Below are 13,482 nucleotides of genomic sequence, written 5' to 3'. Positions count from 1 at the left end.
CATGCACATTGTCGTCTGCATCAAGCAGGTCCCGGACTCGACGCAGATCCGCGTTCATCCGGTCACCAACACGATCATGCGCCAAGGTGTTCCGGCGATCGTCAACCCGTATGACCTGTTTTCACTCGAAGAGGCGCTGCGACTGAAGGACCGCTTCGGCGGCAAGGTCACGTTGCTTTGCATGGGCCCGCCGCAGGCCGAGGAAGCGCTGCGCAAGTGCATCAGCTTCGGCGCGGACGACGCCGTGCTGCTCACCGACCGTGCATTCGCTGGCGCGGATACGCTCGCTACGTCGTACGCGCTGGCAGCGGGTATCCAGCAGATCGCGAAGGAGCAGGCGGTGGACATCGTGTTCACCGGCAAGCAGACGATCGACGGCGACACCGCGCAAGTCGGCCCCGGTATCGCCAAACGCCTCGGGCTGCAACTGCTGACCTACGTGTCGCGCATCGTCGAGACCGCTCTCGATGCGCGCACGATCACCGTCGAGCGCCGCGCCGAGGGCGGCGTGCACGTGCTCAGGACTGCGCTGCCGTGCCTGATCACAATGCTGGAGAACACCAACGAACTGCGCTTTGCGACGCTGCCCGCGATGATTCACGCGGCCGGCTATCCGGTGCACAAATGGAACTGCGAACAGGCCGGCATCGAAGATCTTGGCAAGATCGGCCTGAAGGGCTCGCCGACGGTGGTCAGTAAAGTCTTTGGACCGACGCCGCGCAGCGAGAAAGCGGAGATGCTCGACCTCGACGCAACGAGTCTTTGCGACGTGTCGGTGAACCTGCTGCAAAAGATCTTCGCGCGCCATCCTACCCTGGAAGCTGACCTGCTGATGAAGGAGGGTTCATGAACGCACCCGCCGCCCCCGCGAAGAAACCCGCCGGCCGCGCAGGACGCAATCTCGAACTGCCGAAACACCTGAAGGCCTACAAAGGCGTCTGGGTCTTTATCGAGCACGACCGTGGACACGTGCACAGCGTCTCGTGGGAACTGCTCGGTGAAGCGCGAAAATTGGCCGACACGCTCGGCAGCCGAGTGGGCATCGCGGTGCTCGGCGGCGCGAATGAACCGCTCGAACAGTTCGCCGCAGAAGCCTTCACTTACGGTGCGGACGATGCGTACATCGTCCACGACCCGGTCTTGCAAGGCTATCGCAACGAGCCGTTCACGAAAGGGCTGACCGACCTCGTCAACCGGCATCAGCCCGAGATCCTGCTGCTGGGCGCGACGTCGATGGGCCGCGACCTCGCCGGCTCCGTAGCGACGACCCTGCTGACCGGGCTGACCGCCGATTGCACCGGACTCAACATCGATCCCGCGTCGCGGGCGCTGGCGGCGACGCGCCCCACCTTCGGCGGCTCCCTGTTGTGCACGATCATGACGCTCGCGTACCGTCCGCAGATGGCGACGGTGCGCCCCCGCGTGATGCCGATGCCGCCGCGCGACGCCGAACGCACCGGCAACATCGTCCATGGAACGCTGGGGATGATCGAGACGGACATCGTCACGAGGCTGCTCGACTTTATCCCGGATGCGAGCAGCAACCGGATCAACCTGCCCTATGCCGATGTGATCGTGAGCGGCGGCAAGGGGTTGAAGAGCCCTGAGAACTTCCAGCTGGCGTTCGAACTGGCGAACGTGCTCGGCGGCGAAGTGGGTGCGACCCGGCCATGCGTGCAGGCCGGCTGGGTCGAGGGGGAGCGCCAGGTGGGACAGACCGGCAAGACGGTGCGGCCCAAGCTCTACATCGCCGCCGGCATATCCGGAGCGATCCAGCACCGCGTGGGCATGGAAAGCGCAGACGTGATCGTGGCGATCAACACCGACCCGAACGCACCCATCTTCGATTTCGCACACTACGGGATTGTCGGCAATGCGTTGCAAGTGTTGCCCGCGCTGAAGCAGGCTTTTGCGGAGCATTTGACCCGGCGCCGCAAGCAGGCTGCCTGAGGAGAATCACGATGAGAAAACCTTCACAGTTCGATGTGATTGTGGTCGGCGCCGGTCCGTCCGGCAACGCTGCCGCTTACACGATGGCCAAGGCAGGTCTGGAAGTGCTGCAGATCGAGCGGGGCGAATATCCGGGCAGCAAAAACGTTCAGGGTGCGATCCTGTACGCGAAGGCGCTCGAAGAGATCATCCCGGACTTCCGCGACGATGCGCCGCTGGAGCGCCACATCATCGAGCAGCGGATGTGGATGCTCGACGATACGTCGTTTGTCGGTACACATGTGCGCAGCGAGGATTACAACAAGCCGCCCTATAACCGCTACACAATCATCCGCGCGCAGTTCGACAAGTGGTTTTCATCGAAAGTGCGCGAAGCCGGCGCACTGCTGCTCTGCGAGACCACGGTGAAGGAACTGATCATGGACGGCGACCGGGTGGTCGGCGTGCAGTGCGACCGCGAGCACGGCGATGTCTATGCCGACGTGGTGGTGCTCGCCGACGGCGTGAATTCGACGCTCGCGCGCAAGGCGGGCTTTCATGGAGAGATCGGGGCCGGCAACGTTGCGCTCGCCGTCAAGGAGATTCTCTTCATGCCGGAGGAGACGATCCGCCAGCGCTTCAACGTCGGCGAGGACGACGGCGTCGTGATCGAGATGGTCGGCAGGATCACCGACGGCATGATGGGCACTGGCTTCCTCTATACCAACAAGGAATCGCTCACCATAGGCGTGGGCTGCATGCTGAGCGACTTCAAGAAAAACCCCAACCGCACGAGCCCCTACGCGCTCCTCGAAAAGATGAAGCAGCACCCGTCGATCGCACCGCTGATTGCGGGCGGCGAGATGAAGGAGTATTGCGCGCATCTGATTCCCGAAGGCGGTTTTCACGCAATCCCGCAGGTCTACGGCAACGGCTGGATGATCGTTGGCGATTCAGGCGGTTTCGTGAACGCCGCGCACCGAGAAGGATCGAATCTTGCGATGACCACGGGACGCCTCGCCGCCGAAACGGTGATCCACGCGAAAGCCGCGGGCCACGGCTACCGCGCCGGCACGCTCAAGGCCTACAAGGCCGCGCTCGATCAGAGCTTCGTGATGAAAGACCTGCACAAGTACCGCGACATGCCGGCCGTGCTGCACCAGAATCCGCAGTTCTTCACGACCTACCCCGACCTCATGGCACGCGCCGCGCGCACGATGATCACGGTCGACGGTAAGGACAAGAAAAGCAAGGAGCGCGAGATTTTTTCGAGCTTCCGCACAGCCCGTTCGCTTTCCGGCATCGTGGGTGACGCCTACAAACTCCTGAGGGCCTTCCGATGAGCACCCTACCCGTCAACGTAGAGGAAAAGCTGTTCCAGAACCGTTATCGCGTCGATGCAGGACGGCCGCACGTCCACATCAAGGATGCCGACGTCTGCCAGAGCGAATGCAGCGCGAAGAGTTGCACCTTCGTCTGCCCGGCCTCGTGCTACAAGGCCGAAGGCAACGGCGCGGTGACGCTGATCACCGACGGCTGCCTCGAATGCGGCAGTTGCCGCATCCTCTGTACCGACCACCAGAATATCGAGTGGGACTACCCGCGCGGTGGTCACGGCATCCTGTTCAAGTTCGGTTGAGGAACATCGTCATTGCCAAAGCAGAACGACATGTGTTTGCTTGCACCGAGAACCGGCCGCCGCCGCATCCGCGGGGCGCCTGCGCGGGCGGCAAGGGCTCGGCCGCGCTGCTGAAGGTCTTCTGGGCGGAACAGCAGAAACGCCAGGCGCCCGATACCGTCGCGATCACATATTCGGGCTGCCTCGGCCCGTAGTGGGAGCGTCGCTGCAACGGGCCGTCTGAGGAGACACATGGCCCAACGAACCGGCGATGACAGCGCCGCGTTCGCACCACCTTAGTCGAGATACGGGCCGCTCCCCATCGTGATCGTGCCAAGGTCCGCGCCAAATCCAGATTTGACTTCTCCGAGCCATTCGCCTCAGTCGCGATGTCGCGGCCCCGACACGCCGCAAGTCCGACAGTCCTTTCAGAGACGCTTGATCTCGACACCGTATTTCCTCAGCGCGTAGCCAATCTGGCGCGGCGTCAGTCCAAGCAGCCGCGCCGCTTTTGCCTGCACCCAGCCGGACCTTTCCATGGCGGCGATGAGACGCTCGCGGTTGGTCATCTTCGCATCACTTCCGAGGACTGCGCCGCCAGCCGCCAACGGAGCCCGCTCGCTGCCGACAGGCTGGACCGCAGCAACTGCGCCCGACGTAGCAGCCTCAGCCCGCGGCGTAGCCGGCTTCACGGGCACTGGTACGATTCGCCCGGGCTGCAGCGCAATTTCGTCCGATCGGCTCTTCCACAGCATCGCGGACAGGCACTGGCCGTGGCAGCAGGCAAAGTCGTTTCTCACGATCGCTGGTCCCGGCGCCAAGGTCGCGCTCCGCTGCACGCAATTCTCGAGCTCGCGGACATTGCCGGGAAAACCGCAGTTCATCAATACTTCAATCGCGCTCGCATCGAAGGTCAGCGTACGGCCGTTCTCGCTGTTGAAATTCTCGAGAAACTCAACGGCGAGGAGCGGAATATCACTGCGCCTTTCACGCAACGGCGGCAACAGCAAGGGAACCACGCAGAGGCGATAATAAAGGTCGGCGCGGAACTCGTTCCTTGCCACCGCCTCTTCCAAGTTTTTATTCGTGGCGGCAATCACGCGAACATCGACCTTAATGGTCTGGTTGCTGCCGACGCGCTCGAATTCTTGCTCCTGCAGGACGCGCAGCAGCTTTGCCTGGAACGAGGCCGAGATCTCGCCGATCTCGTCCAGAAACAGCGTCCCCTTGTCGGCGAGCTCGAAGCGCCCCTTGCGCGAATTGAAGGCGCTGGTAAAGGCACCCTTCTCATGACCGAACAATTCGGATTCCAGCACCGTCTCATGGAGCGCCGCGCAATTGAGCTTGATGAAGGGCCGCTTGGCGCGCGGCGACAGCTCGTGAACGGCCTTGGCGACCAGCTCCTTCCCGGTACCGGATTCGCCGCGCAACAGAACTGTGCTGTTCGATTCGGCTACCACCGCGATCTTCGCGAGCAGCCCGCGCAGCGCCGGGCTGTCGCCAATGATCCCCTCGATCTGAAACTTCTTACGCTCACCTGCAGGGTGCTTGAGCTCGGACAATGGCTTTTGCAGCCCGTCCTTCCCCGCCATCAGTCGCTCGCGGTCGCTCTTGAAAAAGCGATGCAGCTTCACCGTCTGCCCCACCAGGTTGGCGACCATGGTAAGCAGCCGCACGTCGTAATCGAGCCGGAAGTTCGACTCATAGCCCAGGATGCGGTCGATGGTCAGCGTGCCTACGACTTTCGCGTCGATGCGAATAGGGACGCCAATGAACGACACTCGCATGTTGTCGGAGGCACCGAGCACGCCCATGTCGGCGGCACTGAAGCCCGAATGCACCGCTATGTTCTCGGCGACGAGCGGCCTGTCCGTCGCCATGATCTGGTCAATTGCCTTCTGCGGCAGGCGCATCCGGTAGTGCTCATCGCTGCCTTCGCTCCAGTCCGCGCCAACGGTAATGTCCGGTACGCCATCATCGTCGAAGAGAGAGACGATACCGAGTCGCATCTGAACAAACGATTGCAGGAGATCGATGACGTTGGCCAACGTGACTTCGAGCCGGTAGGGGGCGGTGAGTACCTTCGATATTTCGAAGATGCCGGTAAGCACGCTCTCGTGCCACTGCACAATAGGGACCGCGTGGTCCGTCTCGGACTTTGAGCCAGGCCTTTCGCGTACGGAAGCGATATGCAGCATGACGACGTCCCCGTTGTGGGGGCCGTGCTCCCCGTCACCTTGTTCGGATTTGCGGGCATTGTGTTGCATATCATCCTCGATCTAGCGCCCAATTTCACGGGCTGACTTCAAAAGATAATGCCCTTTCATGGAAGGACGGTGAAACTGTAGTGCCTTGATGTACTTATTTTCTGCTTTTGCGATTTCGCTGCGTGGATTCCGTTAGGAACGCGAGTTCCATTGATGTCGCTCAAATCAACTGCGATTTGTCTACTCCAGGTGCAGCCGATTACAGGTGTCGTCCATCATTGATTTCTGCCTCGGTGCCCGTGAGATAACTCGCCGCATCCGAGCATAGGACGAAGATGATCTATCTTTGCGACCTCTTCGGGCATGCCCACCCCGGCGCAGCGGGATATTTGGCACAAGAAGCGCTTCCGTGTCGGGCGACAAAATGTTCCTCTTGAACTGGCCGAGAACGTATGGAAACTGTTTTCAGATCGTCAGATCCGAGCCTATCGGTGCTGACCCGTCCGAGCGTTCGGGTCAGGAAGTGTGTGGCCCCCAATCCAGTGCTTCAGCGTGCCGAAGACATATTCGACATGTGCTTCTGCGGATGTTCATTGCGTCAGGCTTGCGCTCTAGCCGACGCTGCATGGCTTCAACTATATGCTCATGTTCCCATCGTCGAATGCGACGGTAGTCGCCGGGTGACATCGTTCCTTGAGCGGGCAGGCGCTGGGCAGGTAGCCGTCGTACTTGCGCACGTTCTGGCCAAGGAAATCGAAACCGTCTGCAATGTTCGTGATCCGGGTCTTCTCTTCCGAGCGCTCCAGACCTTGAGCGGCCATAAACTGCCTGACCGCCGGAAGCACCTCGAATTCGAGCACTTCTTTCGACATACCGGTCACAATAAAGTCATCGGCGTAGCGAACGACGTTGAGTTGGGCCTTGCTGCGTGCCGCCGCGGTGAGATTACGCTCGGTCATCAAAGCATCGAGCACGACGAGCAGATTTAGATCGAGGCCCTTGAAGCGCATGATCCCAACTTATCCATAGTGTGGATGCGTTCCATCAAAACAATCGATTTTACGAAATGCACGGCATGGAGGATAGTGTTCCTGGTAAGTCCATTTCAATTTCGCAAACCTGCTGGCGCCTTCGTCGTGCCGGGGTAGCGGATGAAGTGTGTCGTAGAACTGAGCGAAACCGAGGAATGACGTTGCAGCAGTTGTCGATCACTCACATGCATCGGGACACGCGCACGCGAGCGGCGGCCCTGTCGTTGCGCGGACACAGGATCAAGCGCAAGCTCGCCGCCGGGCAACTCGGCGTGAGCGGGCAGTCGGTCCGTGACCGGCTCACGCATGGCGCAACAGCGGCGTGTACGGCCCGATGGGCGGCCATAACGGTGGGCACATGAAGCAGCACTGGCGACGCTTCATCACCTGGACGAAGGAAATCGCCGATCCCGAACTCGCTGAACTTTCTCGGCGGATACGGCACCGAATTTCAAGTCAATTTCTCGTGGACGCTCTCATGAATACTGTAGCAAAACGTCGGGCCGGAGAAATAGAATTTGGGCATATCAAGATGGTTGTCGATCTTTGCCCTGACTCCGAGAAAAATCCTCAGGTGTACGCCGAGCATCAACCGAGGCACATGTCCAATGCGGCCACGGTCTTCGGCGGCATGGGCAAGCTGGATCGCGCCGACACGACGCGGCAAGCGTCTGGCAGGTCGCGTAGGCGCTTACTACCGGCAAAACTTCGCATAGTTCTCCAAACCCTTTCTATATCGGCCGCTTACCTTCGTACAGTTGAGGCAACCCTCGACTTCGGCTGGGCTTCGCGACAAATCGGGAGCAGCCGATTGCAGGTGCCAAATGCTTCAGCGACCCGGCCAAATGGATCTCGTGTCAATCGCGGTCAGATCGTGCGGAAGATGCGGGGGAAGTCTTTGGTAGATCCGGTGCGAAAGGCACGCGCAGTCGATGTAATCTCCATCGTGGAAGAGGTTCAATCGGTCCGTGAAGCGTTGACGGAAATACTCTTTTCTTCGGGCTTCATCCCAGCACTGTTCCAGAGTGCAGATGATTTCTTGAAATCGCACCGCTTTCTCAGCAAGTCCTTCGCGTGCGTCAGGTCCACCCTCAAAGGCCGGACGGCGCATAGGAGGCAGTCGTGAATTTGGCCGTGTCCACAGATAGAGGACCTCTCTCCCTGCGCTCTCAGGTGCGGTGGAGGCTGGCTTGGGAAAATGAGTTGCGACTCGCCGACCACATCGAACTGTCCGAGTTCTTCCAAAAGACCTACGGACCGACCGGGGCGTTTAATGCAAAACCATTCGAAGGCAATCACAGTTGGGCTGGTGCGAGGCCAGAGGTCCGTGCAATCGGCTACGACGCGCGCGGCGTAGCGGCTCATGTCGGCGCACTGCGTCGTTTCATCAAGGTTGGCGCAGTCGATCTACTAGTGGCCGAACTAGGATTGTACGCGGTACGTCCGGATCTCGAGGGACTCGGAATCCCTCATTTAATGCGCGTGATGTATCCCGTGTTGCAGGAACTTGACGTTCCATTCGGCTTCGGCACGGTTCGACACGCGTTGCGGCAACATATTGCAAGGCTGCTCGGCCGACACGGTCTGGCGACTATTGTGTCTGGAGTTCGCGTGAGGTCGACCCTTCGAGAAGTGCATCTCGACACGCCGCCCACGCGCATCGAGGACGTACTCATTGTCGTCTTACCGATTGGACGGTCAATGAGCGATTGGCCGACCGGAACGATAATTGATCGGAACGGGCCAGAGCTGTGAGGCACTGCTTATCCGAAGCGCGCAGCGAGTGCGCTGACACCAACGGGCGTCGCAGCGTTTATTTGACGTTTGACGACGGCCCTAATCCACTTTGCACACCGGACGTCCTCGATGTGCTGGCGGAACACCGGGTGCCAGCTACTTTCTGCGTCATCGGTGCGTACGCAGCGGACCAGCCGAAGCTGATCCGACGGATGATCGCAGAAGGGCACGAGGTCGCAAACCACACGATGACTCATCCGGACCTGTCCAGATGCGAACCCACCGAAGTACAACAAGAAATACTAACGGCAAGCAAGGTCATCAGGATGGCGAGCCCCCATGCTTCGCTGCGGTATATGCGTGCCCCGTATGGCATGTGGACCGAAGCAGTGTTCACTACGTCAGCGAGCGCTGGTCTGGCGCCCCTCCACTGGTCGGTAGACCCGCGAGACTGGTCTCGTCCCGGCGTGGACGCGATTGTCAGCGCAGTGCTGGCCTCTGTCCGGCCGGGTGCAATTGTGCTCTTGCACGACGGATGCCCTCCCGATGAATTGGGACGATGCACTCTCGCTAGTCGGCGCGAGCAGACCCTCATGGCGCTTTCCCTCATGATTCCAGCATTGCATGACCGGGGGTTTGCAATCCGATCGCTTCCTCAACCTCACCGGACAAACCAGACACCCTATGAACCTGCTTGGCGCAACTAGCACTGTCGCTGTCTCGTGTTATGCGCTGCTCTCGACTGTCTATAAAAGCACTCAGACGCTTTATGCTCAGCCGACAAACGTGTCATCGCTGTCGGACGGCCTGGTCGACTCCGACACTCTGCCGGGCGTGGATGTCATCGTTCCCTGCTTCAACGAGGACCCGCGCGCGCTCTCGGCATGCCTGGAGTCCATCGCACTCCCAAAGCATCTAGATGACGCTCGTGCTTTCCGTTGAGAATCTAGCAGTTGGTTTCTAAAATCCCTTACCGACTAACGATTTGTGCATCCGTCGACTCCGTGAAACCTGGGAGCTTCTGAGCCTTACCGCAATCAGCTCGGCACTGGCCCACCGCCAGATTTTGCACGGACAGGAAGATTCCCCTGTGAAGCGTTGCCCGCGCGGCAAAGCGTTCGTACCGCATCCACATATAAACGTCTCAATCTGATGCACCATTACCTTGGGGGCCTGCAGAAATATTCGAAGGACATCACCCTCTTTCTGGCGCCCCACATCAACTCCTACAAGCGATTCCAGATCGGTACGTTTCCGCCGACCAAGGTCGCATGGAGCCAAGACAATCGGACGGTCGGTTTCCGCCTTTACGGCGAAGGCTCGGACGCCGTCCGCGTTGAGTGCCGCATTGGCGGTGCGGATCTGAATCCGTATCCCGCTTTTGCGGCCCTGATCGCGGCGGGGCTTGCGGGCATCGACGAGAAGCTGGCATTGCCAGACCCGCTTGTCGGCGACGCTTATCGGGATGCCGATCTATCGGAAATTCCGAAAACGCTGCGGGACGCCACCGACATCAGTTCGACATTCTGTCCGCTAGCGGATGGAACCGATCGAGCCACCTCCAGCGCTGCCGCATTGTCCGGAACGTAACATTCGCGACACGAACAATCGGATGATGCACCGCCATAACCCGACATTGTGCCGGTCAACATCCCGCAAATTGTGCTCCGACTGTAGATGCTCGCTTGGCACAACGCTTGCGATCCATCGCCGACAACTCAAGAGACCTGACATGCTCAATCCGATCATCAATGACACGACGCTTCGTGACGGCGAGCAGACCGCCGGTGTCGCGTTTCGCACCGAGGAAAAATGCGCGATCGCCGCCGCACTGTCGCAAGCCGGCGTGGCCGAACTCGAAATCGGAATTCCTGCCATGGGCGAAGACGAAATGGCGTGCATCGCTGCGATCGTCGACCTGAACCTCGACGCCCGTCTGATGGTTTGGGGGCGCCTCACGGACGAGGATCTCACCGCGGCATTGCGCTGCGATGCCGATATCGTTCATCTCTCGGTTCCCGTTTCGGATATTCAATTGCAACACAAGCTGCGGCAGTCGCGCAGTTGGGTCCTGGCGCAGATCGCACGCGTCGTCGACGAGGCAGCGAAAAACCATCCCAAGATTTCCCTTGGCATGGAAGACGCCTCGCGCGCGGATCCCTCATTTCTCATAGAAGTGGCTCAATGCGCGCAGCAGCACGGGGCCCAGCGCGTGCGCTTTGCCGACACTGTCGGTATCCTGGACCCCTTTAAGACCTTCTACGCCATTGCAGCGCTGCGCGTCGCCGTCGATCTGGAGATCGAAATCCATGCGCACGACGACCTCGGGCTCGCCACAGCCAACACCCTGGCCGCCCTTGGGGCCGGCGCGACCCATGCGAGCACCACCGTCAACGGGTTGGGTGAGCGCGCCGGCAATGCAGCGCTGGAAGAAGTCGTGATGGGCGTGCGGCACCTGCTGCGACGAGACACTGGCGTCGACACCAGAGCGCTGCCCGACATTTCGTCGCTGGTCGAACAAGCCTCAGGCCGCGCAGTTTCCTTCAACAAGAGCATCATCGGTAGGAGCATCTTTACTCACGAGTCGGGCATTCACACCGACGGCCTCGCGAAGCACCCCACGACCTACGAGGGATTCGATCCGGCAGAGCTCGGCCGGCAACGGTCGACGATACTCGGGAAACATTCTGGATCTCAAAGTGTGCGTGAGGCCTACGACGCTCTAGGCGTGAGGGTGTCGGAGCGGCTCATCCCGCTCCTGCTTGCGCGCATCCGCTCTTTCGTCACGCAGTACAAGCAGGCGCCGAATGCAAGCGATCTGCGCCGCTTCCTGACCCAAGCCCACAGCACGCGGGTGAAGGTGTCGTGAGTGTGGTTATGGCGGCCAAACTTGTCCAATAGAAGTAACGACATGCAAGAAGTTATCGAACAACTGCGTCACCCGTCGTCGGCCGAGGATTTCCTGCGATTCTTCGACATCGCATTCGACAAGAAGGTGGTGAACGTGAGCCGCCTGCACGTCCTCAAGCGCTTCTTTCAGTATATCGAGCAACAGAAAGAACTACCGCGTAACAACGCGACGGCCGTGCTCGCCGTCTATCGATGCTTACTGCAGAAGGCCTACAACGACTTCGTTGTATCCACGCCCGCGGAGCAAAAGGTCTTCAAAGCGTCCAGCCTGCGCGACGTGTCGCTGAAACTCGTGCACAAGATATTCGCTCGCCATCCGACATTGGAGGCGGACCTGTTGATGAAGAGGGCCCCATGAACTCGCCCGCTGCCTCGGAAAAGAAGCCGGCCGCGCCGGTCAAACGGGCCGCCGGCCGTAACCTCAATCTGCCCGAACATCTGAAAGCCTACCAGGGCGTCTGGGTCTTTCTCGAGCACGACCGCGGCCACGTGCATAGCGTGTCGTGGGAGCTGCTCGGTGAGGCGCACAAGCTCGCCGACAAACTCGGCAGTCGTGTCGCTGTGGCCGTGCTCGGCGGTACCGACGAGCCGCCTGAGCAGTTTGCCAGTGAGGCGTTCAGTTTCGACGCGGACAAAGCGTATGTGATTCACGACACTGTGTCGCCCGGCCATCGCAACGAACCGTTCACGAAGGGGCTGACCGACCTGGTCAACAAGTACCGCGCCGAGATTCTGCTGCTCGGTGCAACCTCGATGGCCCGGGATCTCGCCGGATCTGTCGCAACGACGCTCTTGACCGGCCTCACCGCCGACTGCACTGAGCTGAACATTGACCCGTAGTTGCCGCATTCTGTGCACGGACCATCACAACCTCGAATGGGCGTGTCCGCGCGGCGGGAATCGCATCCAGTTCAGGTTCGCGTAGACAAACACATCCATCGTCACATCGGCTTCCGAGCGCTGCAAAAGCGGCCGGACGCCTCATCATATCGGAGCAAATTGATGAATCTCATTACTGGTATCGAATCGACCGTTCTCTTCGGCGGCAATGTTCCCTCCCCCGTGCTACAGCTGATCGAGAGAACCCGCGGCGGCAGCAACGACGATGTGGCCGCCGCGTTGTGGACTGCGGTCCTGTCGTACCCGCGCTGCCTGCCCCCCTACTATCTGCTGTATAAGTTCCATGCGAACCGGGGTGAACTTGGCGAGGCGCAGGAGGTCGCGACCAAGGCTTTGGCGGTTGCCGCCCGGCAGGCATCGCTCGACAGCGACTGGTGTGCGGTACAGCCGGGCGACACCGACTTCACCATTCCTGGTCCGGGCCGCTTCTGGCTCTTCACACTGAAGGCGCTCGCGTTCATCAGCGTGCGGCGCGGTGAGCGCGCCGTTGCACTGAGGCTGATCGCCAAGCTGCGCAGGCTGGACCCGATCGATTGCATAGGCTTGGACGTCGTGGAAGCCTTGCTCGCACAGTCCGGATCCCGATAATCGCCGCCGGAAGATCAACTGACAGATTGACAATATGTCCCCGGCATGGCTATGGCAGAACTCCATTGCAGTTCATGGCGATCGTTTCAGTAGTCAAAGCCGACGCTCACCGCACACTTCGCGCGGGCGCGCACGCTGGCCTACCTAGACAGTCAGATCTTCATTCTGGCCCGAAGCAATCCGCGAAATCGGCACAATCGCCGCAGTTTGAAGCCTTGCAGATAATCAACGCCTCGCGCTCGCACACGTGCTTGTAGAGGATTTTTTTCGCTTCATGCCGTGGACGCTTTTTCAGCGAGCCGTGGAAACCGGTAGCCCAGCGCTGCCGACAATTCGGCGTACATCCGATAAAGAGACCGCGTCGCAAGCAGGGGTTGCGTTGCAACCAGAAACGCAAATCAAGGCAACAACCAGATTGACACACGGCTTGCCGGTCGCGCCGAACCTGCTCGATCAGGCGTTTGCCGTCACCGCGCCGAATGAGGCCCGGTGTGCCGATACACGTTATATCGCCACAAAACCCCCGAAACCCCACAAATCCATGCCGCAAAAACCTTGCTGA

The 13,482-nt window shown here is 60.2% G+C and carries 15 protein-coding genes and 3 pseudogenes; 15 read left to right on the top strand and 3 right to left on the bottom strand.

Going from position 1 to position 13,482, the window contains the following annotated elements; genetic code table 11:
• Position 1: 1 nt before the first annotated feature.
• From OKW40_RS01840 to OKW40_RS01820, 5 genes are read left to right on the top strand one after another with little or no spacing between them, the layout of a single operon-like run.
• Positions 2–850 carry an electron transfer flavoprotein subunit beta/FixA family protein gene (locus OKW40_RS01840; RefSeq protein ID WP_184053554.1) on the top strand — a complete coding sequence of 283 codons (849 nt, stop codon included), beginning with the start codon at positions 2–4 and terminating at the stop codon, positions 848–850.
• Complete coding sequence (locus OKW40_RS01835) at positions 847–1,950, top strand: electron transfer flavoprotein subunit alpha/FixB family protein (protein ID WP_184053435.1); 1,104 nt, start codon at positions 847–849, stop codon at positions 1,948–1,950. Before OKW40_RS01840 ends, OKW40_RS01835 begins: the two co-directional genes overlap by 4 nt.
• Positions 1,951–1,961: 11 nt before the next feature.
• Positions 1,962–3,272 carry an FAD-dependent oxidoreductase gene (locus tag OKW40_RS01830; protein ID WP_184053433.1) on the top strand — a complete coding sequence of 437 codons (1,311 nt, stop codon included), beginning with the start codon at positions 1,962–1,964 and terminating at the stop codon, positions 3,270–3,272.
• Positions 3,269–3,568, top strand: a complete 300-nt coding sequence (locus OKW40_RS01825; protein ID WP_018423212.1) for a ferredoxin family protein — start codon at positions 3,269–3,271, stop codon at positions 3,566–3,568. The genes OKW40_RS01830 and OKW40_RS01825 overlap by 4 nt, the downstream gene beginning before the upstream one ends.
• 32 nt (positions 3,569–3,600) lie before the next feature.
• Positions 3,601–3,762, top strand: coding sequence for a hypothetical protein (locus tag OKW40_RS01820; protein ID WP_429402232.1), 162 nt, complete (start codon positions 3,601–3,603; stop codon positions 3,760–3,762).
• 213 nt (positions 3,763–3,975) lie between these two features.
• On the opposite strand, the gene nifA is transcribed toward OKW40_RS01820, so the two are convergent.
• Both nifA and OKW40_RS01810 read right to left on the bottom strand, forming a co-directional pair.
• Positions 3,976–5,814: a nif-specific transcriptional activator NifA gene (nifA, locus tag OKW40_RS01815; RefSeq protein WP_429402231.1), complete on the bottom strand. Its 1,839-nt coding sequence runs from the start codon at positions 5,812–5,814 to the stop codon at positions 3,976–3,978.
• A 653-nt stretch (positions 5,815–6,467) separates the two neighbouring features.
• Positions 6,468–6,764 (bottom strand): annotated as a pseudogene (locus OKW40_RS01810) (reverse transcriptase domain-containing protein); the annotation flags it as partial.
• A gap of 176 nt (positions 6,765–6,940) precedes the next feature.
• Here OKW40_RS01810 and OKW40_RS01805 point away from each other — a divergent pair.
• The 9 genes and pseudogenes from OKW40_RS01805 to OKW40_RS01765 all read left to right on the top strand — a co-directional run bounded on the left by OKW40_RS01805 (position 6,941) and on the right by OKW40_RS01765 (position 12,920).
• On the top strand, positions 6,941–7,147 hold the full coding sequence (locus OKW40_RS01805; RefSeq protein WP_429487862.1) for a hypothetical protein: 207 nt from the start codon (positions 6,941–6,943) through the stop codon (positions 7,145–7,147).
• The gene (locus tag OKW40_RS01800; RefSeq protein ID WP_429402230.1) at positions 7,144–7,911 is read left to right on the top strand and encodes a hypothetical protein; all 768 of its coding nucleotides are present in this window, start codon (positions 7,144–7,146) and stop codon (positions 7,909–7,911) included. Before OKW40_RS01805 ends, OKW40_RS01800 begins: the two co-directional genes overlap by 4 nt.
• Entirely contained in the window at positions 7,908–8,540 is a 633-nt protein-coding gene (locus OKW40_RS01795) for a NodA family N-acyltransferase (protein ID WP_311541613.1), read from the top strand. Before OKW40_RS01800 ends, OKW40_RS01795 begins: the two co-directional genes overlap by 4 nt.
• Positions 8,537–9,229 (top strand): chitooligosaccharide deacetylase NodB, encoded by a 693-nt coding sequence (gene nodB, locus OKW40_RS01790; RefSeq protein WP_184053424.1) that lies wholly within the window; start codon positions 8,537–8,539, stop codon positions 9,227–9,229. Before OKW40_RS01795 ends, nodB begins: the two co-directional genes overlap by 4 nt.
• Positions 9,230–9,620: 391 nt before the next feature.
• Entirely contained in the window at positions 9,621–10,112 is a 492-nt protein-coding gene (locus OKW40_RS01785; RefSeq protein WP_429402229.1) for a glutamine synthetase, read from the top strand.
• A gap of 142 nt (positions 10,113–10,254) precedes the next feature.
• A complete protein-coding gene (gene nifV / locus OKW40_RS01780; RefSeq protein WP_184053418.1) occupies positions 10,255–11,391 on the top strand; it encodes a homocitrate synthase in 1,137 nt (378 codons plus the stop codon).
• Positions 11,392–11,433: 42 nt separating this feature from the next.
• Complete coding sequence (gene nifW, locus OKW40_RS01775) at positions 11,434–11,790, top strand: nitrogenase-stabilizing/protective protein NifW (RefSeq protein ID WP_260335095.1); 357 nt, start codon at positions 11,434–11,436, stop codon at positions 11,788–11,790.
• Positions 11,787–12,269, top strand: a pseudogene (locus tag OKW40_RS01770) (electron transfer flavoprotein subunit alpha/FixB family protein); the annotation flags it as partial. The gene nifW and the pseudogene OKW40_RS01770, both read left to right, overlap by 4 nt.
• A 165-nt stretch (positions 12,270–12,434) precedes the next feature.
• Positions 12,435–12,920 carry a hypothetical protein gene (locus tag OKW40_RS01765; protein WP_184053415.1) on the top strand — a complete coding sequence of 162 codons (486 nt, stop codon included), beginning with the start codon at positions 12,435–12,437 and terminating at the stop codon, positions 12,918–12,920.
• A 160-nt stretch (positions 12,921–13,080) separates the two neighbouring features.
• On the opposite strand, the gene OKW40_RS01760 is transcribed toward OKW40_RS01765, so the two are convergent.
• Positions 13,081–13,167, bottom strand: a complete 87-nt coding sequence (locus OKW40_RS01760) for a nitrogen fixation protein NifQ (RefSeq protein WP_311541616.1) — start codon at positions 13,165–13,167, stop codon at positions 13,081–13,083.
• Between the two features lie 82 nt (positions 13,168–13,249).
• Here OKW40_RS01760 and OKW40_RS01755 point away from each other — a divergent pair.
• Positions 13,250–13,437: pseudogene (locus OKW40_RS01755) on the top strand (IS3-like element ISBvi4 family transposase); the annotation flags it as partial.
• Between the last annotated feature and the right edge of the window lie 45 nt (positions 13,438–13,482).

The organism is Paraburkholderia sp. RAU6.4a, assembly GCF_050435625.1.
In the GTDB taxonomy this organism is placed as follows: domain Bacteria; phylum Pseudomonadota; class Gammaproteobacteria; order Burkholderiales; family Burkholderiaceae; genus Paraburkholderia; species Paraburkholderia tuberum.
The sequence above is the reverse complement of the archived record's forward strand: the minus strand, read 5'-3'. Positions and strand labels throughout refer to the sequence as shown.